We start from the raw sequence: 19,928 nt of genomic DNA, 5'->3' as shown, positions 1-19,928 counted from the left end.
CCGATTGTGCGCGGGAGAAGGCCGGTCCGCCCGATATGCGGGCCGGGGGAGCCCGGCCTACCGTGGCGCGTATGGCGAGCAAGGGCGCGGCGATGGAGCTGGAGGCCGGCGGGCGGACCGTACGCCTGTCCAGCCCCGACAAGATCTACTTTCCCGAACGGGGCTTCACCAAGCTGGACGTCGCCCAGTACTACATCGCGGTGGGGGAGGGCATCACCCGCGCCCTGCGGGACCGGCCGACCACCCTCCAGCGCTACATCGAGGGCATCGCCGGCGAGTCCTTCTACCAGAAGCGGGCGCCCAAGAACCTGCCCGACTGGATCCCCACCGCCCGCATCGCCTTCCCCAGCGGACGCACCGCCGACGAGATCTGCCCCACCGAACCGGCCGCCGTGCTCTGGGCGGCGAACCTCGGCACGCTGACCTTCCACCCCTGGCCCGTACGGCGTGGGGACACCGAGCACCCCGACGAACTGCGCATCGACCTGGACCCGCAGCCGGGCACCGACTTCAAGGACGCCGTCGCGGCCGCGCACGAACTGCACGGCCTCCTGGACGAGCAGGGCCTCCACGGCAGGCCCAAGACCTCCGGCGGACGCGGTCTGCACGTCTTCGTGCCGATCGAACCGCGCTGGACCTTCACCCAGGTACGGCGCTGCGCCATCGCCGTCGGACGGGAGCTGGAGCGGCGCATGCCGGGCCGGGTCACCACGGCGTGGTGGAAGGAGGAACGCGGCGAGCGGATCTTCGTCGACTACAACCAGACGGCGCGCGACCGCACCATCGCCTCGGCCTACTCCGTGCGCCCCAACCAGTACGCCACCGTCTCCGCGCCCCTGCGCTGGGACGAGCTGGACGACGTCGCGCCGCGCGACTTCGACATCGTGACGATGCGGACCCGGTTCGCCGAACTCGGCGACCCGCACGCGGACATGGACTCCGAGGCGTACAGCCTGGAGGGCCTGCTGGAGCTGGCGGCCCGGGACGAGCGCGACCACGGCCACGGCGACCTGCCGTACCCGCCGGACTATCCGAAGATGCCGGGCGAACCCAAGCGCGTCCAGCCGAGCCGCGCGCGCGACGTTCCCACGGAGGATTCGTAGAGCCGGAACGGCGAAGTGCCCCCTCCCGTGAGGGAAGGGGCACTTCTGTCGGCTCAGCCTCCTACGGAGGCGTCAGAGCTGCTTGATCCGGATGTCGCGGTACGAGATGACGTCCGTCGTGCCGTGCACCTGGAGCCCGACATAGCCGGACGAGTAACGCCGGCCGTCGGTACCCACGTCACCGTCGCGCGGCGGAGTGAACTCCTGGCCGCCGGTGTTGTCGAACTCGTTGATCACCACACCGTTGCGCAGGATGGTGTAGTGCTGGTCGACCACCTTGATCTCGTAGTCGTTCCAGGTGCCCTTCGGAGTGACGGCCGCGCCGGCCAGACCCACGCGGTCGAAGCCGTAGATCGAACCCGTCTTGTACATGTCGCCGTCCGGGCGGTCCAGGATCTGGACCTCGTGCCCGTAGTTGATGGCGACCCACTCCGGCCGGCTCTCCAGCGGATGGCCGTTGACGTTCGGGAAGCGCACGAAGACTCCGCCGTTGGCGTTGCCCGTGCCCGGAGCGTCGTCGCGGAACTGGAGCTTCAGCGAGAAGTCGTCGTACTTCCGCTCCGGGAACCACAGCATGCCCATGCCCTGAACGGTGGTGCTGCTCGTCATCGCACCGTCCGCGGAGAGCGCGAACTTGCCGCCGCCGACCTGAGCCCACTTGGAGAAGGTGGCGTCCGTGCCGTCGAAGAGCGTGCGGTAGCCGGTCGTCTGACCCGGCCGGCCGATCTTCGACTGACGTGCGGCCTGCGTGATCTTCGTGAACTCGCGCTGGTCGATGACACCGGCCGTCTTGAGCTTGGTCAGCACCGATTCGACGTGCTTGAGGAACAGGGCCTGCGAGGACCAGTCCTTCTCGTCCTCGATCAGCTCGTTGATCGTGCACCGGTTGGCGGTGAGACGGTTCGGCACGCCCGTGTCGACGGCGCCGACGATGACCGTCAGACGTACGTCGTACTCAGGGCAGTTGGGGGCCGGAACGCCACCGCCCTTGGCGATGGTGAACGTGACCTCCTTCGCCGCCGAGGTGTTGCCCGCCTTGTCCGTCGCACGGTGCGCGAGCTTGTGATAGCCCACCGCGTCGACGATCACCGGCTTGGTGTACGCGAGGTACGGACCACCGTCGAGCGAGTACTCGATCTTCTCGACACCCGAGTCGTCGTCCGTGGCCTTGATGGTCGCCGTGGCGCTCGTGATGAACGCCCCGTCGGAGTTCTTGTCACCGGTGACCGCGATCGTGGAGACCGGCGCGGTGGTGTCCTGCGCCGGAGGGGTGACCACGGTGAAGTCGACGGCCTTCTCGGCCGCGGCGTTGCCGGCCTTGTCGGTCGCGCGGTAACGGATCTTGTGCGTGCCCACCTCGTGGACCATGACCGGTGCCTCGTAGGTCTGCCAGGCCCCGTCGGCGCCGATCGCGTATTCGATCTTGTTGACACCGGAACCGGCGTCGGACGCGGTCACGGTCACCGTGGCCATGTCCAGGTAGGCGCCGTCGGCGTCCTGTTCACCGGTCACCGTCGCCGAGGTCTCCGGGGCGGTGGTGTCGTCCGTGGGCGGTGAGGCGACCTCGAACTCGGCGGTCTTCTCGGCGGACACGTTGCCCGCCTTGTCGGTCGCCCGGTATCTGATGGCGTGATCACCGACCGTGTTGACCACCACGGGTGTGGTGTAGAGCTGCCATTCGCCGTCGGCCCCGACCGCGTATTCGATCTTGTCGACACCTGATCCGGCGTCGGTGGCCGAGAGCGTCACCGACGCCTGGCCTATGTACGCGCCGGCCTCATTCTGATCGCCGTCGAGCTTGACAGCGGTCTCGGGCGCGGTGGTGTCCTCACCACCGCCGCCCTCGGTGACCGTGAGGATGCCGGTCATCATGCCGTGTCCCGGTATCGTGCAGAAGTACCGGTAGGTGCCCGGGGTCAGGTTGACCTCGGCCGTCTGCTTGCCGCCCTGCGCGTCGTCCGGGCTGGCCATCAGGTTGAGCGTCACGTCGTTGTTGTAGTCGGGATTCGACGTGTCGAACGTGACGGTGTGCGGCATCGACGTGGTGTTGCCGGTGGCCTTGCTGTTCTCGAAGACGATCGTCGCGGGACCCGCGACGGCGGTCGTCGGAAACGTCAGGTACTCCGTGGTGGAGTTGCCCGCGGTCCAGGTCAGTACCTGGTCCGCCGCGGACCGCCGGTTGTCTTCGCGTCCGTATGCCTGTGTGGAGGTCAGCCCCAGCACCAGCATCAACGAGCCCAGCAGGGCCGTCCACAGATGCAGAGGTCGTTTTCTCGCTGCGCCACCCTGTCTCACTGCGCCGCCTTCCTTGCCAGATCCGCGGCGGCGGGAGTGGCCTCGCCGCCCTTGTACGTCACACGCCACAGTGCCGACTTCGCGTCCGAAGTAAAGAAGCCACGCCCATAGTCGAGGACGTAGAGGGAGCCATCCGGAGCGAATTTCCAGTCCATGAGGTTACGGATGCCGCTGTCACCGACCGGAATGATCTTCTTCAGGGACTCGGCGTGCACGGGCAGTCCGCCCTTGCCCGCGGTTTTGGGGTCGAGTTCGACCGCGTGCCGCGGCTGGGTCTGGTCGTAGAAGTCGCCCACGAACCACTTGCCGTCCCAGTACGAGGGCCAGCTGTCGGCGGTCGCCTTCGCGGCGTCGAACCGGTAGAGCGGGCCGTTCATGGTCGCCTGGCCGCCGCCCTTGAGCCACGGGAGGAGGTAGGTCGCCTCCTCCGACTTGTAGCTCGGGATGCCGTTCGCGTCACGCGGGAAGTCCGGCGCGCCGCCCTGGGGCGAGTACCAGATGGTGTTGCCGGTGACCGGCGGGATGTTCACGAGACCGTCGTTGTTCGGGGACTCGTTCTTCGGCGCGTCGCAGTTGTACCAGCCCAGCGGCTTCGTCGGGTCCGGCAGGTTGCGGTCGCGGTAGGGCTGCTTGTTGCCCATGCAGTACGGCCAGCCCTGGTTGCCCGCCTGGGTGATGGCGGCGAAGGTGTCGTACTTCGCCGGGCCCCAGGTGGTGCTCGGGGCGCCCGCGTCGGGGCCGACCCAGCCGGCGTACAGCGTGTCGGTCTTCTTGTCGACGGAGATGCGTGCCGGGTTGCGTACACCCATCACATAGATCTCGCCGCGGGTCTTGTCGCCGCCCTCGGCGGTCTCCTCACCCGTGAAGAGGTTGCCGTCGGGCAGGGTGTACGTGCCGTCGTCCTCGGGGTGGATCCGCAGGATCTTCCCGTTGAGGTTGTTGGTGTTACCGGCCGTACGGCGCGCGTCCGCGAACGAGACGCCCTTGTAGTTCGGCTGCGGGTTGTTGCCCGAGTAACCCTCGCTGAACTGCGAGGAGTTGTTGTCCCCGGTCGCGATGTAGAGGTTGCCCTTCGAGTCCCAGGCCATGCCGCCGCCCGAGTGGCAGCAGCTGTTGATCTGCACCGGCCAGGCGAGCAGGGTCTTCTCGGTCGCGAGGTCGAGCTTGTTCGTCGCGAGGTCCAGCGTGAAGCGCGAGACGCGGCGCTCGGCCATGCGGGTGTCACGGTTGATCTCGGAGTGCGGTGTGTAGTGCAGATACACCCAGCCGTTGGTCATGAAGTCGGGGTCCAGCTCGATGCCGAGCAGGCCCTCCTCGTTCTTGACCAGCTCGTCGCCGCCGCCCTTGTTGCCGAAGATGGTCAGGCCGCCGGCCTTGGTGACCTTCTTGGTCTTCGGGTCGTAGACGTGGATCTGGCCCTCGCCCTTGCCGATGTCCGGGTTCGCCCAGTCGGTCACGACCGGCTGGGTGTTGTCGCCGCCGCCGCGGCCGATGTAGAAGACGCGGCCGTCGGGCGCGACGACGGTGCCGTGCGGCTCGCCGATCTGGTCCGACTCGCCCGGCTTGTTGGGCTGGGTGACGCGCTCGGCCGCGTAGTTGGCGTTGATCGTCGCCTTGCAGTCGGCCCGCGAGATGCGCGTGGTCCATTGGAGTGCGCCACGCAGGTGGTCGCGGAAGTCGGCCTCGGAGTAGGAGTCGACCGTGGCGCCCATGCCCGTGTAGAAGGACCGGCCGCCGTCGTAGTCACGGCACCAGGAGATCGGGTGGTCCGCGCCGTTGGCGCCCTCACCCGGCTTGTAGGTGCTCTCCCTGAGCCGCGCCACGGTGTGCACGTCCCCGGACGGGTTCTTCTCCCAGTTGAACCACTTGTCGGAGCGCTTCCACTCCTTCGGCAGGTTCTTCGTGGCGGGGTGCTGACGGTCGCCCACCTCGACGGTCGCGCGCTGGACGGAGTCCGGGCTGGCCGCGGGACGGGCACCGATCAGTCCGGTGAACCAGTCGGAGTAGGGCTCGGTACGCGCGGCGTCCCGGATGCCGAGGAAGCCTCCGCCGGCTTCGACGAAGGCTTCGAGTCCCGCCTCCTGCTCGGGATCCAGTACGTCGCCGCCACCCGTCAGGAAGACGACCGCGTTGTACTTGCCGAGCTTGGTGGCGTTGGTGAAGACCGAACCGTCACCGTTGGTCTCGGTCTTGAACCGCTGCGCGGTGGGGCCGGAGAGGCCGATCTTCTCGATGGCCTCGATCCCGGCGTTGACGATCGGGGATTCCTCGGTGGTCGAGCCGTAGAAGACGAGTACCTTCACGTCCTTGCCGCCCGGCGGCGAGGGAAGGGACAACGTTGTCGACGGCGGTTCGGGGTACGGACCCGCCATGGCGTTCCCGCCTAGCAGGGACGCGGCCATCGTCCCGGCCACCACGGCCGCGGCCATTGCGCGCCGGGATCTTGACCGGCGATGTGGTACGCGCTGCATGTGTTCACCCACCCATCTTTGGTCACAGCAACAGGCGTGAAGCTAGACCTCTTTGGGCGGTGAGCCAAGAGGTATCACCGGAATGGAACTAACTTTGTCCTGAGTGTGGATAAACGAAGATCCCCGAGCTACCGTGTGGCCGTCCCGGGGCTTCACTCTGTCCCGAAAGTCTCAGCACCGCATGTGGGGAGTTCGGCATGTCGATGGACAGAAGGAGTTTCAACCGGCGTCTGGTGGCCGGCGGCGCGGTAGCGGCAACTGGCGTGACATCGTTGTCCGTTGCTTCGGCCGCCCCCGCGCCCATGGCCGCGGCGGAGGGCCCGAAGCGGGCACCGGCCGGCGGCAAGGTGCACCATCTCACGATGGTGGCCGAGCGGTTGGGCACGGGGAAGATCGGCTACGGCTTCGAGAAGGGCAAGGCGACGGTCCCCGGCCCGCTGATCGACATCGTCGAGGGCGACACCGTCCACATCGAGTTCACCAACCTCACGGACGTCGACGCCAGCCTCCATGTGCACGGTGTGGACTACGACATCGCCAACGACGGCACCCGTATGAACAAGAGTCACGTCCCGCCGGGCGGCAAGCGCACGTACACCTGGCGCACCCACAAGCCCGGCAAGCGCGCGGACGGCACGTACCGCGAGGGCAGCGCGGGCTACTGGCATTACCACGACCACGTCGTCGGCACGGACCACGGCACGGGCGGCATCAGACAGGGGCTCTACGGCGGACTGGTCGTCCGCCGGGAGGGTGACATCCTGCCCGACAAGCAGTTCACGATCGTCTTCAACGACATGCAGATCAACAATCTGCCGGGCGCCCAGAGCCCCAACTTCGAGGCCACCGTGGGTGACCGCCTCGAAGTCATCATGATCACGCACGGCGAGTTCTACCACACGTTCCACATCCACGGTCATCGCTGGGCCGACAACAGGACCGGCCTGCTCGGCGGCCCCGGTGACACCAGCCGGATCATCGACAACAAGATCACCGGACCGGCGGACTCCTTCGGGCTCCAGATCATCGCGGGCGAGGGGGTCGGAGCCGGCGCGTGGATGTACCACTGCCACGTGCAGAGCCACTCCGACAACGGCATGGCCGGCCTCTTCCTGATCGCCAAGCCGGACGGCACGATCCCCGGGTACGAGCCGCACCACAAGACGGCGGCGAAGAAGGACGGCAAGGACGCACAGGGCGCGAGCGCCCAGGGCACCCACACGGGGCACTGACGGGCGGGTCCGGCGCCGGGTGGTCCGCCCAGCGGACCACCCGGCCGGTCTCCCGCCGTACACATGCGGGGGACCCCGATCGGTAGCAGACTCGGGAGGGCCAACGCGGGGGGCCTCACGAAGGAGCGACGATGCTCACCACCCGTTACGTGCAGGGCTCACCGAGCTGGGCGGATCTCGCCACGCCGGACATCGAGGGCGCGAAGACCTTCTACGGAGGCGTCCTCGGCTGGAACCACGTCTCGGCGGGGCCCCAGTTCGGCGGCTACGGCATGTTCCAGCTGGACGGCAAGACCGTCGCCGGGGTCATGCAGCTCCCGGCCGAGCAGGCCCCGCCGGCCTGGACGCTCTACTTCCAGACCACCGACGCCAATGCCACCGCCTCGGCCGTGAAGGACAACGGCGGCACGGTCGTCAACGAGCCGATGGACGTCGAGGACCTCGGCCGGATGACGCTCTGCGCCGACCCTGCCGGAGCGCCCTTCGCCACCTGGCAGCCGGGCACGAACAGCGGCCTGGAGGCGGTCGACGTCCCGGGCACCCTGTGCTGGGCCGAGCTCTCCACACCGGACACGACCGCCGCCACCGCCTTCTACGGCTCCGCGTTCGGCTGGGAGACCACCACCATGCCGATGCCGGGGGGCGGGGGCGACTACATCATGGTCCACCCCGCGGGTCTGGGCTCGGACGGCATGTTCGCGGGCATCGTGCCCACCGACGCCGTTCCCGGCTCGACGGGGCCGAACTGGCTCCTGTACTTCGGTACGAGGGACTGCGATGCTGCCGTGGCGGCCTCGGACCGGCTGGGCGGCACGACCGTCCAGGAGCCCACTGACATCGAGGGTGTCGGCCGGTTCGCCGTGGTGAGCGACCCGTACGGCGCGCGTCTGGCGTTCATGCAGGGCGCCTCCCAGGACGCGTGAGCGGGGAACTTCGCCCGTCCGACGGTTGCCCATCAGGTCATTGATCGAATGTTTATCGGCACCAGGCAGCGTGTGTGCCATGCCGATCAATCCCATGAATTCCCTCACCAGCATCACCGGGCGCACGGGGCACGAGCTCGCCTGGCAGGAGAGCGCCCTGTGCGCCCAGACCGGGCCCGAGTTCTTCTTCCCGGCCCCCGGCTCCTCGACCCGCGAGGCGAAGCAGCTCTGCGGTGCCTGCGAGGGGCGGCTGGAGTGTCTGGAGTACGCCCTGGACAACGACGAGCGCTTCGGGGTGTGGGGCGGGCTGTCGGAGAAGGAGCGCGAGCGTCTGCGCCGCGCCGGTTCCGGCACCCGGACGGCCGAAGTCGCCTGAGGCAGCAGCCAGTTCACCCGGTCGGCCGGTCCGGTCAGGGGGATCCGGCCGGCTTCGGACAACCGGGGGTCCGGACCGGTCAGGATGCGGGAAGCTGGAACGTTTCGCCGTACATCTTCCATCGCAGGGGCGCCGCGAGGTCCATGTTGCCCTCCTTGAGGAAGACCCGCTGCGCCGTGTCGATGCGCGAGGTGTCCCGCTGGGTCTCTGTGACCTTCGTCCTGATCACGTGCCGGCTCTCGTCGAGGAAGGCGTCGAGGTACTTCTTCTCGGAGCCGCCCTCGGCCGCCGTCTTCGCCTCCTTCATCGCCGCGTGCCGGATGCCGTAGAAGCCGCCCGCTTCGAGACCGGGTCCGTGCAGCACCATCGCGTCGTAGTAGATGAACTGGCCGAGCGTGCCCAGGCCGTCCATCTTCGCCAGCCGGACCGCCGGGTCGAAGTACACCTTGTCCCGGGTGCTGTCCTGCGCCTCGCGGAAGGCGGGATCCTCGGCCGCCGTCGCCCAGGCCTCGGTGAACCCCGGGTCGAGCCCGTCGTGCGAGTCCGTGCCGTCGACTTCGCGCAGCGCGGGGAGGTAGGAGGCCAGCGGGTTGTCCGGGTGGTGCTCGGTGTACGCCTCGACGAGCTGGAGCATGTCGTTGGTGCCCGAGCAGAATCCGATGATCCCGGCCGTGTAGCCGTTGCCGTCGTCCAGGTCCTCGATCGCGTCGTACTGGCCGCGCCAGTCCAGCGTGGAGTTCTCCGCGCTCGCGACGATCTGCGCGGCCATCTCCTTCTTGCCGGGGGCCGCGAGACCGGGCGGCATCTTCCTGATCCGCTCCTCCAGCTTCTTCCGCTCGCCGTCGTCGGCGGAGGCGAGGGGGTTAGGAGCGGCGCTCGCCGTGTTCTCCGGCGGGTTGTCCGCCAGTACAGCGGAGTCGTCGCCTCCGCCGAAGACGACGGCGACGGCGACGACGACGGGCGCGGCGATGAGGAAGAGACGGGTGACAGGCTTCACGACGCAAAGCGTACGATGCCGGATTCGAACACCCGTGGGGAGCTCCCCCTCAGTGCCGACACACCCTGGTGGGAAGCGTGATGAAGCCGTGGTGACCCCCGGCGGGCCGGAGCCACGGCGTACCGGCATCCGGGCGCCGGCTCGGACGCCCGGATGCGCCGGACCGGGTCAGCGCGCCGCGCGCGCGGCCATCCGCGCCTTGCGGGCGGCGAGCTTCTCGTCGAACTTGCTCGCCTCGGAGTCGAGCCCGCCCATGTACAGGCCGAGCTCCTCCTGCGCCTTCAGCCCCTCGGGGCCGAGTCCGTCGATGTCGAGCACCTTCAGATAGCGCAGCACCGGCTGGAGCACGTCGTCGTGGTGGATGCGCATGTTGTAGATCTCGCCGATCGCCATCTGCGCGGCGGCGCGCTCGAAGCCGGGCATGCCGTGCCCCGGCATCCGGAACTGCACGACCACGTCACGTACGGCCTGCATGGTCAGGTCCGGTGCGATCTCGAAGGCCGCGCCGAGCAGGTTGCGGTAGAAGACCATGTGCAGGTTCTCGTCGGTGGCGATACGTGCCAGCATCCGGTCGCAGACGGGGTCGCCCGACTGGTGGCCGGTGTTGCGGTGCGAGACGCGGGTCGCCAGCTCCTGGAAGGCGACGTACGCGACGGAGTGCAGCATCGAGTGGCGGTTGTCCGACTCGAAGCCCTCCGCCATGTGCGCCATACGGAACTGTTCCAGCTTGTCCGGGTCGACGGCGCGCGAGGCGAGCAGGTAGTCGCGCATCACGATGCCGTGCCGGCCCTCCTCGGCGGTCCAGCGGTGCACCCAGGTGCCCCAGGCTCCGTCGCGGCCGAAGAGGCTGGCGATCTCGTGGTGGTAGCTGGGGAGGTTGTCCTCGGTCAGCAGGTTCACCACGAGGGCGATCTTGCCGATGTCGGTCACCTTGGACTGCTCCGGCTCCCAGGCCGTGCCGTCCTCGAAGAACCCGGGGAAGTTGCGCGCGTCGGACCAGGGCACGTACTCGTGCGGCATCCAGTCCTTGGCGACCTTGAGATGGCGGTTGAGTTCTTTCTCCACCACCTCTTCCAGCGCGTACAGCAAGCGGGCGTCGGTCCACGCCTCCGAACTGCCGAGATGGGGAGAGGTGAGTGTCACGGATGCTCCTGGGGACGGGAGTAGTACCTACGGGTTCGTAGGTTACGTGACCGTAGGTTAAGGGTGCGATAAGGGGAGAGCCAAGCCCGGATACACGATGCCCGCCTACATGCGGTTATGCCCGCAGGTCACGCGGCCGTACGGAGAGGCAGGTCACGTGCCTTTCGAGGCTTTCGAACCCGCGGATGTCGACGGGAACGGGCGCGGAGCCGCGATCCGCCAACGGCTCGGCGCCGCGCGGCGCGTTCGCCGCCATCAGCGGCTTCCCGCCGCCGTGCGATCCCGCCTCCTCGGGTAGGGCCGAAAAGCGCGGGAAGAGGCCGGCGGCTCGAACGCGGCGCGCACCTCCTTCGTCCGTTCGCCCGCCGTGTCGCCGGCCCGGCGGACACCGCCGTCCGGCGTGCCCGGCCTCCGTGCCCGCTCGGCCGGGCGGCGAGCGGTCGGCGCCTCCTCCACGGCCGCCGTCCCCGGCCGGCGCGACGTCGCGGAACACCACCACCGTGTCCTCGACGAGGACGGTGTCCGGGCAGTCGTCCGCCCGAGTGCGTTCCGGACGCGTCACCGGGCCCTCGGTGAGACGGCCGTCGCCGCCCCCGACGGGGGCGGCGACGACCGCGTCAGGCCGGGCGGGGTCCGCCCGGCAACGGGTTCGTCCTCAGTCGCCGGACGGGTCCGGCAGGCCCAGCTCCCGCCGGAGGTACTGCGCCGTGAACGACTCCGGGTGGCGCAGCAGTTCGCCCGGTGTGCCCTCGAAGACGATCTCGCCGCCGTGCTTCCCGCCGTCCGGGCCCAGATCGATCACCCAGTCGGCCCGCTTGACCACATCCATGTTGTGCTCGACGCAGATCACCGAGTTCCCCGCGTCCACCAGCCGGTCGAGCAGTGCCAGCAGGGTGCCCACGTCCGCCATGTGCAGTCCGGTGGTCGGCTCGTCCAGGACGTACACGCTGCCCGTACGGTGCAGTTGGGTCGCCAGCTTGATGCGCTGCCGCTCGCCGCCCGACAGCGAACTGAGCGGCTGACCGAGCGTCAGATACGTCAGGCCCACGTCGTTCAGGGTCCGCAGCTTGCGCAGCAGCGCCTTGTCACCGCTGAACTCCTCGAAGAACGGGATCGCCTGAGCGGCCGTCATGTCCAGCACGTCGACGATCGACTTGCCGCCCACCTTGAGCGCGAGCACCTCGTCGTTGAACCGCCGGCCCTCGCAGACCTGACAGACGGTCGTCACCGGATCCATGAACGCCAGATCGGTGTAGATGATCCCGCGACCGGCGCACTCCGGGCAGGCCCCCGCGGAGTTGAAGCTGAAGAGTCCCGGCTGGACGCGGTTGACCTTCGCGTACACCTTGCGGACGGTGTCCATGACGCCGATGTACGACGCCGGGGTGGACCGCGACGAGGCCGTGATCGCGCTCTGGTCGATGACGATCGCGTCCGGGTGGGCGGCCGTGAAGACCTCGGAGACCAGCGTCGACTTGCCCGACCCCGCGACACCGGTCACCGCCGTCAGCACCCCGGTCGGGAACTGTACGTCGACGCCCTTCAGGTTGTGCAACGAAGCGCCCAGCACCGGCAGTTGGCCGGTGGGGGAGCGGAAGCGCTCCTTCATGGCGGTACGGCTCACCAGATGCCGCCCGGTGAGCGTGCCGGCCTCCCGCAGCCGCTCCACCGTGCCCTCGAACACCACCTGCCCGCCGTCCGCGCCCGCGCGCGGCCCCATGTCCACGACATGGTCCGCGATCGCCACCACATCGGGGTCGTGCTCCACCACCAGCACCGTGTTGCCCTTGTCGCGCAGCCGCCGCAGCAGATCGTTCAGCCGTCCCACGTCACGCGGGTGCAGGCCCACGCTCGGCTCGTCGAAGATGAACGTCAGCCCCGTCAGCGAACTCCCCAGATGGCGCACCATCTTGAGCCGCTGGCCCTCACCGCCGGAGAGCGTCGTCGTCTCCCGGTCCAGGCTCAGATAGCCGAGCCCGATCCCCACCAGCCGGTCCAGCCGGGCGCGCGCGGCGGCGGCGATCGGCGTCGCCACCGGGTCGTCGATCCGGGCCATCACCTCGGCCAGGTCGGCGACCTCCATCCGTGTGAAGTCGGCGATGGACAGGCCGTCGATGCGCGTGGCCAGCGCGGCCTGGTTCAGCCGGGCCCCGCCGCACGCGTCGCACACCCGCTCCGCGGTGAAGCGGCTCGCGGCCTCCTTGCGCTTCTCGGACATGCCGGCCGTGTCGCGCTTGAGGAACAGCCGGGTGAACCGGCCCACGACGCCCTCGAACCGCATGTCGGCCGATCCCGTCTTCATCTCCACCTTGACGGTGAAGTCACCGCCGTACAGGAGTAGTTGATGCTCCTCGGGGGTGTACTGGTCGAGCGGTTTGTCCGGGTCGAAGTGCCCGGATCCGGCGTACAGTTTCCACTCCCAGCCGCCGACCGTCAGGCCCGGCAGCAGCAGCGCGCCCTCGTTCAGGGACTTCGACCAGTCGAACGCGAGGTCGAGGTCGAGCCGCACGACCCGGCCCACGCCGTCGCACTCCGGGCACATGCCGGACGGGTCGTTGAAGGAGTACGCGGTGGCCGCCCCCGCGCTCGGCGTGCCGTACCGCGAGAACAGCACCCGGATCACCGAGTAGATGTCGGTCATCGTGCCGACGGTGGAGCGGACGTTGCCGCCGACCGGCTTCTGGTCGATGACGATGGCCACCGACAGATCGTCGATCGCCTCGACGTGCGGTCGCTCGTACTTGGGCAGCCGGTTCCTGATGTACGCCGTGAAGGTCTCGTTGAGCTGTCGCCGTGACTCCACGGCGATGGTGTCGAAGACGATGGAGGACTTGCCGGAGCCGGAGACGCCGGTGAAGACGGTGATCCGGTCCTTCGGGATGGTCAGCGAGACGTTCCTGAGGTTGTTCTCACGGGCGCCCACGATGGTGATGTTCTGTGGCATGCGCCCGAACCTAATCGGGAAACCAGACAGCTCCTGTCCGGTTTCCCGAAGAGATCCTCAGGAGGTCTGACCTGCCCGTACCTCCTCCTCGGTGGTGTCGCGAAGCTCGCCGTCGAGCAGCAGCCACCGGGTGACGCCGATCGACTCCAGGAACGGCACGTCGTGGCTCGCCACGACCAGCGCGCCCCGGTACGACCCGAGCGCGGCCGTGAGCGCGCGCACGCTCGCCAGGTCGAGACTGTTCGTCGGCTCGTCCAGCATCAGCAGCCGGGGCGCGGGCTCGGCGAGCAGCAGGGCGGCGAGCGAGGCGCGGAACCGCTCCCCGCCCGACAGGTTCCCGGCCGGCTGGTTCGCCCGCGCGCCCCGGAACAGGAAGCGGGCGAGCCGCGCCCGGATCTCGTTGTCCGTCGCGCCGGGCGCGAACCGCGCGACGTTCTCCGCCACGCTCAGCGCGTCGTCCAGGACATCGAGCCGCTGCGGCAGGAAGCGCGTCGGCACCAGCGTCTCGGCCTCGCCGGAGACCGGGGCCAGCTCCCCGGCGACCGTCCGCAGCAGCGTCGTCTTGCCCGCGCCGTTGCGTCCCACCAGCGCGACCCGCTCCGGGCCGTGGATCGCGAACTCACCCGCCGCCCGTGCCCCGTACCGCAGCTCCAGCTCGCGCAGCCGCAGCACGCCGACACCGGCGTGGACCACCGTGGCCGGCAGCTCGATCCGGATCTCGTCGTCGCGCACCGCCTCCACCGCCTCGTCGAGCCGCTCCCGCGCCTCCGCGAGCTTCGCGGTGTGCATGATGCGGTGCTTGCCCGCCGACACCTGCGCCTGGCGCTTGCGCTGGGCCATGATGGCCTTCGGCTCACGCTTGGTGTCCCACATCTTCTGTCCGTAGCGCTTGCGTCGGGCCAACTTGACCTGTGCGTCGGCCAGTTCGCGCTTCTGCCGCTGCACGTCGCCCTCGGCGACCCGCACCATCCGCGCCGCGGCGTCCTGTTCGACGGCGAGGGCTTCCTCGTACGCGGAGAAGTTCCCGCCGTACCAGGTGACCTCGCCATCCCGCAGGTCGGCGATCCGGTCGACCAGATCGAGCAGCTCGCGGTCGTGGCTGACCACGACCAGCAGGCCGGAATAGGCGGCGACGGCCGCGTGCAGCCGCCGGCGCGCGTACAGATCCAGATTGTTCGTCGGCTCGTCGAGCAGCAGCACCGAGGGCCGGGCCAGCAGCAGGGCCGCCAGCCGCAGCAGGACGCACTCGCCGCCGGACACCTCGCCGATGGTGCGGTCGAGGCCGACATGTCCGAGCCCGAGCTGGTCGAGCGTGGCGCGCGCCCGCTCCTCCACGTCCCAGTCGTCGCCGACGGCGGCGAAGTTCTCCTCGCTCGCGTCGCCCGCCTCGACGGCGAGCAGCGCGGCGCGGGTGCCCGCGATACCGAGCGCCTGGTCGACGCGCAGCGTGGTGTCGAGCGCGGCGTTCTGCGGGAGGTAGCCGATCTCGCCCACCACGTCCGCCCGGCCGCCCGTGGGGGTGAGCAGACCGGCGATGAGCTTCAACAGGGTTGATTTCCCTGAGCCGTTGACTCCGACGAGGCCGGTGCTGCCGGGGCCCACGGCCAGTTGGAGGCCGTCGAAGACGGCACTTCCGTCCGGCCACCCGAAGGACAGCGCGGAGCAGGTGATCTGGGGGGAAGTGGACATACGGGTCTCCTGGCTGCTGCGAAAGGGATGCGGGGCAACGGTGGGAGACACCGGCGGAGGGCACCGGGGAAGGGACGGCTCGATCGCCGAGGTCGCACGCGGTGCGCGCGGGCAGGGAGCCGCGCGGCACGGTGTCTCAGGACCTCAGAAGAGCAACGTCCTACTCCGTTCGGTGACAACAGGAACGCTGAACACCGTACGAGCGCGCCGGGGAGGGGGCAACGCGTTTTTTGTGGTGGGTAGCGGGTGACGGGCGGCGGACGGGATCGCGGTTCAGCAGGCGTCGCGCAGCAACTCGGCGACGTCGTGGTCCAGATCGAGATACAGATGCTCGCGGCCCACCGGGACGACGCCCAGCGAGCGGTCGATGAAGCGCCGCACCTCCGACGTGCGGACGTGCACCATGGCGACACCCTCGGGGGCGTGGAACTCCAGGACCGTACGGTCGTAGCCGAACGGCCGCACCCGTACGTCACCGAGTCCGGCCGGTTCGTCCATCCCGGCGGTCAGCAGCTCCCGGGAGAACGCCCAGGACACCTCCGTGCCCTCCAGCGTCGCCGTGGGCGGGAAGGCCATCCGCACGGCGAACGGATCCTCGCCGTCGTAGCGCAGGGTGGCGGGAACGGTCTCCAGCTGCGGCGCCGAGGCGACCAGCCGGGCTTGCAGGGCCTGCTCGATGACGGTGGACAAGGCCAGCTCCCCTTCGCACGGCTCGGGCGGATGTGCGTCTTCCGCTACAGGGAAGGACGACGCAGCGCGCTGAAGAGTGCTCGGAGAACGGCGTGACCTACGTCACCGTTTTCGCTACCGGTGAGTCGGGGGCACCGCGGCGGCCCTCACTCGCGGTACTCCGCCAGTCCTGGCGCGGTACGGGCCACGGCGAACTCCGTGTTCCGGTACGCGCACACCCCGCCTGCCACGAAGGGATCCCCGGCGACGAGCGCCTCGACCGCCGCCCGGTCGCCCCCCACGGCCAGGATCACGCCCCCGTCACGGGGCCTCTTGCGCCCCGACGCGATGAAGGTCCCCGCCGCGAAGTGGGCGTCGACCCAGGCGAGATGCTCCGCCGAGAGCGCGTCGACACGGTCGAGCGGGGCGGTGTACGTCAGCTCCAGTACGAACATGATCGCCAGGTTAACGACGTGGACGCCGGCCGTCCGGCCGGGTCCGTCCGGCCGGGCCGCACATCAAGCCCGTCCGGCGATCGAGAACGAACCGGCCACCGGACGGACCCTGGTGTGCCATTGCGGCCCCACCCCTAGGGGGTGTCTTGCCGATCTTGCCGGGCTCGCGGTCCCTGGCACGCACGTTCGCCGCGTTGACAGCGCAGGAGGGAGGCACGGCTCCCGCCACGCCTCCCTCCTCCGCCTTGCGATCGCACGCACCAGACCCCGCTCCCGGATCCGGCCTGATCGACAAGACACCCCCTAGGCTGGCGCACCATGACGATCATCAGGACACCCGCCGACGAGGCCGACGCCCGGGCGGTTCAGGACGAGTTGCGGCGGCTCGTCGTACTCGACGAGACCGGGCCGCCCGCCGGGACCGGGCTGGTGACCGGGGTCGACGTCGCGTACGACGACGAGCGGGACATCGTCGCCGCCGCCGCGGTCGTCCTCGACGCGGCCACCCTCGCCGTCGTGGACCGGGCGACCGCCGTCGGGCGGGTCGCCTTCCCCTACGTGCCGGGGCTGCTCGCCTTCCGCGAGATCCCGACCGTCCTCGCCGCGCTGGACGCCCTGACGTCGGACCCTGGACTGGTCGTCTGCGACGGCTACGGCCGCGCCCATCCCCGCCGGTTCGGACTCGCCAGCCACCTCGGGGTGCTGACCGGGCTGCCGGTGATCGGTGTCGCCAAGAACCCCTTCACCTTCTCGTACGAGCAACCCGCCGCCCGGCGCGGCGACTTCTCGCCGCTCCTCGCCGACGACGGCGAGGAGGTGGGCAGGGCGCTGCGCACACAGGACGGTGTGAAGCCCGTCTTCGTCTCGGTCGGGCACCGGACCGATCTCGACACCGCCTGCGCGCACACCCTGCGCCTCGCCCCGGATTTCCGTATCCCGGAGACGACCCGTCAGGCCGACACTCTCTGCCGCCAGGTGCTGCGCGACGCCGTGGACGGCGCGGTTGACGGCGGCGCCGCGGACGGCACGCGCGCGAATTGATCCGGCGCCCAGCGATGAGTTTCCCGCGGCGCTCCGGTCTGTCCTGTTGTACGAGCGTGGCGGCCCGTGCCGGGGGCGGGCCGCCACGCTCTCGCGGAGTCAGCGCGAGTGCGCGACCCGGAAGGTCATCCCCGCCGACCGCAGCCGATCCAGCAGCGCGTCACCCATCGCGGCGACCGTCGTGACCTGCCCCGACGTCTCCGGCAGATCGTCGAAGGCCAGGCTCAGCGCCGCCTCGGCGAGGATCTTCGCCGTCTCGTCGTAGCCCGGATCGCCGCCCGCGACCTCCGTGAACACCCGGCGCCCGCCCCCCTCGCCCACGAACCGCACCGTGAACCAACTGCTGCCCCTGCGCGCCTCGCTGGGCCCGGAGCCCGGCTCGTAGCGGTTCATCAGCGCCCGCCGCACCGCGGGCACCTGCGCCAGCGCGGCGCCCGCGCCCGCCGCGACCGTGCCGCCCAGGGCGACGGGCAGGGACTTGACCGCCGCGAAGTGCCGGTAGCGGAAGTCGGGGCCGTAGCGAGGCACCGCCGCCGCCGAACGCGCCACCACCCGCGCGTCGAGCGTGGGCAGCGGCAGCGCCCAGGCGCCGGTCTCCTTGCTGAAGTGCGGCGTGCCCAGCGGTCCGACGGCCCGGCGCCCGACCAGCCGGGGCTCGTGCAGCCGCCGCTGCTTCGCCGCCTCCAGGGTCTGCCGCCCGCGGCTCAGCGCGTTCAGGGCCGAGGCGAGCGTCCCGCCGGAGAAGAACGCGTTGGTGCGGACGAAACCGTCGATGCGCAGCGGCACGTCCGCGGGCAGCTGCCGGACCGTGAAGTACGCGCCCAGATCGTGCGGTACGGAGTCGAACCCGCAGGCGTGCACCAGCCGCGCCCCCGTCTGCCGTGCCCGGTCCTCGTACGCCACGTACATCCGGTCGACGAACTCCGGCTCGCCGCAGAGATCCGCGTAGTCCGTCCCGGCCTCGGCGCAGGCGGCGACCAGGTTCTCGCCGTGCCAGACGTAGGGGCCGACGGTCGTGGCCAGCACCCGGGTCGACTCGGCGAGCGCCCGCAGCGACGCCGGGTCCCCGGAGTCGGCGACCAGTACGGGCAGCTCCGCACAGCGCGGGGAGAGCCGGGCCAGCCTGGTCCGCAGCTTCTCCAGCTTGGCGCGGTCGCGGCCGGCTATCGCCCACCGGCAGTCGTCGGGGGCGCTGAGGGCGAGATACTCGGCCGTGAGCGTTCCGACGAAGCCGGTCGCCCCGAAGAGCACCACGTGGTACGGGCGTTCTGCCCCGTTCTGCCTGTTCATCGAGTCTCCGCCGTTCGAGCCGCGCCGTCGCCGGTGCGGTGGTCGGTGCCGTTGTCCGTGCCGTTCCGTGCCCTGTCCGTGCGTTGTCGGGGGCCGAGGCTAGCGCCTGTGGCGGTGGAGCGGCCGGGCGGGTGACCAGCATCGGACGCCATGGGTGTCGCGCGGGGCGGCGATCGCGCGGAAGTCTGCGACCATCAAAGAGGGCATACGCCGGAACAAGCGCTTGCTTGCCCAGTGTCCCGGCGGGGCTTGTGCGCCGTCGTGGGCGTTCCTAACATCATTGCTGTTACATCGTTGGTGTCACACCGCTGGGAGAGCTCACCATGACGGCGACAAAGAACGGCCCGCTGGCCGGGGTGCGAGTGGTCGAGCTGGCCGGTATCGGCCCCGGCCCGTTCGCCGCCATGCAGCTGGCGGACCTCGGCGCCGACGTCGTACGTGTCGACCGGCCGGGCGGCGCCGGACTCGGGATCGACCCGCGCTACGACCTGATGAACCGCAACAAGCGCTCCGTACTCCTCGACCTCAAGTCCGACGACGGACCCGCCCAGCTCCTCGACCTCGCCGAACGCGCCGACGTCCTCATCGAGGGCTACCGGCCGGGCGTCGCCGAACGCCTCGGCGTCGGACCCGAACAGTGCCTCGCCCGCAACCCCCGGCTGGTGTACGCCCGGATGACCGGCTGGGGCCAGGACGGCCCGCTCGCGCAGCGCGCCGGGCACGACATCGACTACATCGCCGTCGCGGGCACCCTCTCCATGTTCGGCGACGCCGGCCGGCCGCCCACCGTCCCCGCCAACCTCGTCGGTGACTACGCGGGCGGCTCGCTCTACCTCGTCATCGGGATCCTCGCCGCCCTCCAGCACGCCCGCACACCCGGCGGCACCGGCCAGGTCGTGGACGCGGCGATCGTCGACGGCGCCGCCCATCTGACCACGATGATCCACGCGATGTCGGCCGCCGGCGGCTGGCAGGACAGGCGCGGCGCGAACCTGCTGGACGGCGGCGCGCCCTTCTACGGCAACTACGAGACCGCCGACGGCGAGTACATGGCCGTCGGCGCGCTGGAGCAGCGGTTCTACAACGAGTTCATCGAACTGCTCGGCATCAAGGACGACGTCCCCGCCCGCAAGGACTTCGCCCGCTGGGACGAGTTGAAGGCCGCCGTGAGCACCCGGTTCAAGGAGAAGACCCGCGCCGAGTGGACGGCGGTCTTCGAGGACTCCGACGCCTGCGTGGCGCCCGTCCTGTCGCTGCGCGAGGCCCCCGCCCATCCGCACCTCGTGGCCCGCGGCACCTT

The 19,928-nt window shown here is 69.9% G+C and carries 15 protein-coding genes; 6 read left to right on the top strand and 9 right to left on the bottom strand.

Translation table 11 applies throughout. The features are described from left to right. Positions 1 to 71 precede the first annotated feature (71 nt). Positions 72 to 1,103, top strand: a complete 1,032-nt coding sequence (gene ligD / locus GXP76_RS16920) for a non-homologous end-joining DNA ligase (protein ID WP_242572360.1) — start codon at positions 72 to 74, stop codon at positions 1,101 to 1,103. A gap of 72 nt (positions 1,104 to 1,175) precedes the next feature. Here ligD and GXP76_RS16915 read toward each other — a convergent pair whose 3' ends face one another. Both GXP76_RS16915 and GXP76_RS16910 read right to left on the bottom strand, forming a co-directional pair. Next, the gene (locus tag GXP76_RS16915) at positions 1,176 to 3,332 is read right to left on the bottom strand and encodes an OmpL47-type beta-barrel domain-containing protein (protein WP_242572372.1); all 2,157 of its coding nucleotides are present in this window, start codon (positions 3,330 to 3,332) and stop codon (positions 1,176 to 1,178) included. A 62-nt stretch (positions 3,333 to 3,394) separates the two neighbouring features. Further along, complete coding sequence (locus tag GXP76_RS16910) at positions 3,395 to 5,869, bottom strand: ThuA domain-containing protein (RefSeq protein ID WP_242572359.1); 2,475 nt, start codon at positions 5,867 to 5,869, stop codon at positions 3,395 to 3,397. Between the two features lie 203 nt (positions 5,870 to 6,072). Here GXP76_RS16910 and GXP76_RS16905 point away from each other — a divergent pair, with 203 nt between their 5' ends. From GXP76_RS16905 to GXP76_RS16895, 3 genes are all read left to right on the top strand, one after another. Continuing rightward, entirely contained in the window at positions 6,073 to 7,101 is a 1,029-nt protein-coding gene (locus tag GXP76_RS16905) for a multicopper oxidase domain-containing protein (RefSeq protein WP_242572371.1), read from the top strand. Between the two features lie 131 nt (positions 7,102 to 7,232). Further along, positions 7,233 to 8,024, top strand: coding sequence for a VOC family protein (locus tag GXP76_RS16900; protein WP_242572358.1), 792 nt, complete (start codon positions 7,233 to 7,235; stop codon positions 8,022 to 8,024). Between the two features lie 79 nt (positions 8,025 to 8,103). Continuing rightward, complete coding sequence (locus tag GXP76_RS16895) at positions 8,104 to 8,400, top strand: WhiB family transcriptional regulator (RefSeq protein ID WP_277993466.1); 297 nt, start codon at positions 8,104 to 8,106, stop codon at positions 8,398 to 8,400. A gap of 79 nt (positions 8,401 to 8,479) precedes the next feature. Here the strand turns inward: GXP76_RS16895 and GXP76_RS16890 are convergent, their stop codons facing one another. From GXP76_RS16890 to GXP76_RS16860, 6 genes are all read right to left on the bottom strand, one after another. Continuing rightward, entirely contained in the window at positions 8,480 to 9,397 is a 918-nt protein-coding gene (locus GXP76_RS16890) for a chitosanase (protein WP_242572357.1), read from the bottom strand. Between the two features lie 168 nt (positions 9,398 to 9,565). Continuing rightward, complete coding sequence (locus GXP76_RS16885) at positions 9,566 to 10,540, bottom strand: acyl-ACP desaturase (RefSeq protein WP_242572356.1); 975 nt, start codon at positions 10,538 to 10,540, stop codon at positions 9,566 to 9,568. A gap of 655 nt (positions 10,541 to 11,195) precedes the next feature. Next, the gene (locus GXP76_RS16875; RefSeq protein ID WP_242572355.1) at positions 11,196 to 13,484 is read right to left on the bottom strand and encodes an excinuclease ABC subunit UvrA; all 2,289 of its coding nucleotides are present in this window, start codon (positions 13,482 to 13,484) and stop codon (positions 11,196 to 11,198) included. 57 nt (positions 13,485 to 13,541) lie between these two features. Further along, a complete protein-coding gene (locus GXP76_RS16870; RefSeq protein WP_242572354.1) occupies positions 13,542 to 15,173 on the bottom strand; it encodes an ABC-F family ATP-binding cassette domain-containing protein in 1,632 nt (543 codons plus the stop codon). Between the two features lie 273 nt (positions 15,174 to 15,446). Next, entirely contained in the window at positions 15,447 to 15,863 is a 417-nt protein-coding gene (locus GXP76_RS16865; protein ID WP_242572353.1) for an SsgA family sporulation/cell division regulator, read from the bottom strand. A gap of 146 nt (positions 15,864 to 16,009) precedes the next feature. Further along, complete coding sequence (locus GXP76_RS16860) at positions 16,010 to 16,297, bottom strand: YciI family protein (protein WP_242572352.1); 288 nt, start codon at positions 16,295 to 16,297, stop codon at positions 16,010 to 16,012. A 318-nt stretch (positions 16,298 to 16,615) separates the two neighbouring features. Between GXP76_RS16860 and GXP76_RS16855 the strand changes: the two genes are divergently transcribed. After that, positions 16,616 to 17,338 carry an endonuclease V gene (locus GXP76_RS16855; RefSeq protein ID WP_242572351.1) on the top strand — a complete coding sequence of 241 codons (723 nt, stop codon included), beginning with the start codon at positions 16,616 to 16,618 and terminating at the stop codon, positions 17,336 to 17,338. A 99-nt stretch (positions 17,339 to 17,437) separates the two neighbouring features. Here the strand turns inward: GXP76_RS16855 and GXP76_RS16850 are convergent, their stop codons facing one another. Continuing rightward, entirely contained in the window at positions 17,438 to 18,628 is a 1,191-nt protein-coding gene (locus GXP76_RS16850) for a trans-acting enoyl reductase family protein (protein ID WP_242572350.1), read from the bottom strand. Between the two features lie 323 nt (positions 18,629 to 18,951). Between GXP76_RS16850 and GXP76_RS16845 the strand changes: the two genes are divergently transcribed. Continuing rightward, a partial coding sequence (locus GXP76_RS16845) for a CaiB/BaiF CoA-transferase family protein (RefSeq protein WP_242572349.1) occupies positions 18,952 to 19,928 on the top strand: 977 nt, incomplete at its 3' end.

Origin of the sequence: Streptomyces sp. NP-1717, from assembly GCF_022695985.1 — a bacterium.
Lineage (GTDB): Bacteria > Actinomycetota > Actinomycetes > Streptomycetales > Streptomycetaceae > Streptomyces.
This window is presented reverse-complemented; position numbering and strand designations above follow the sequence as displayed.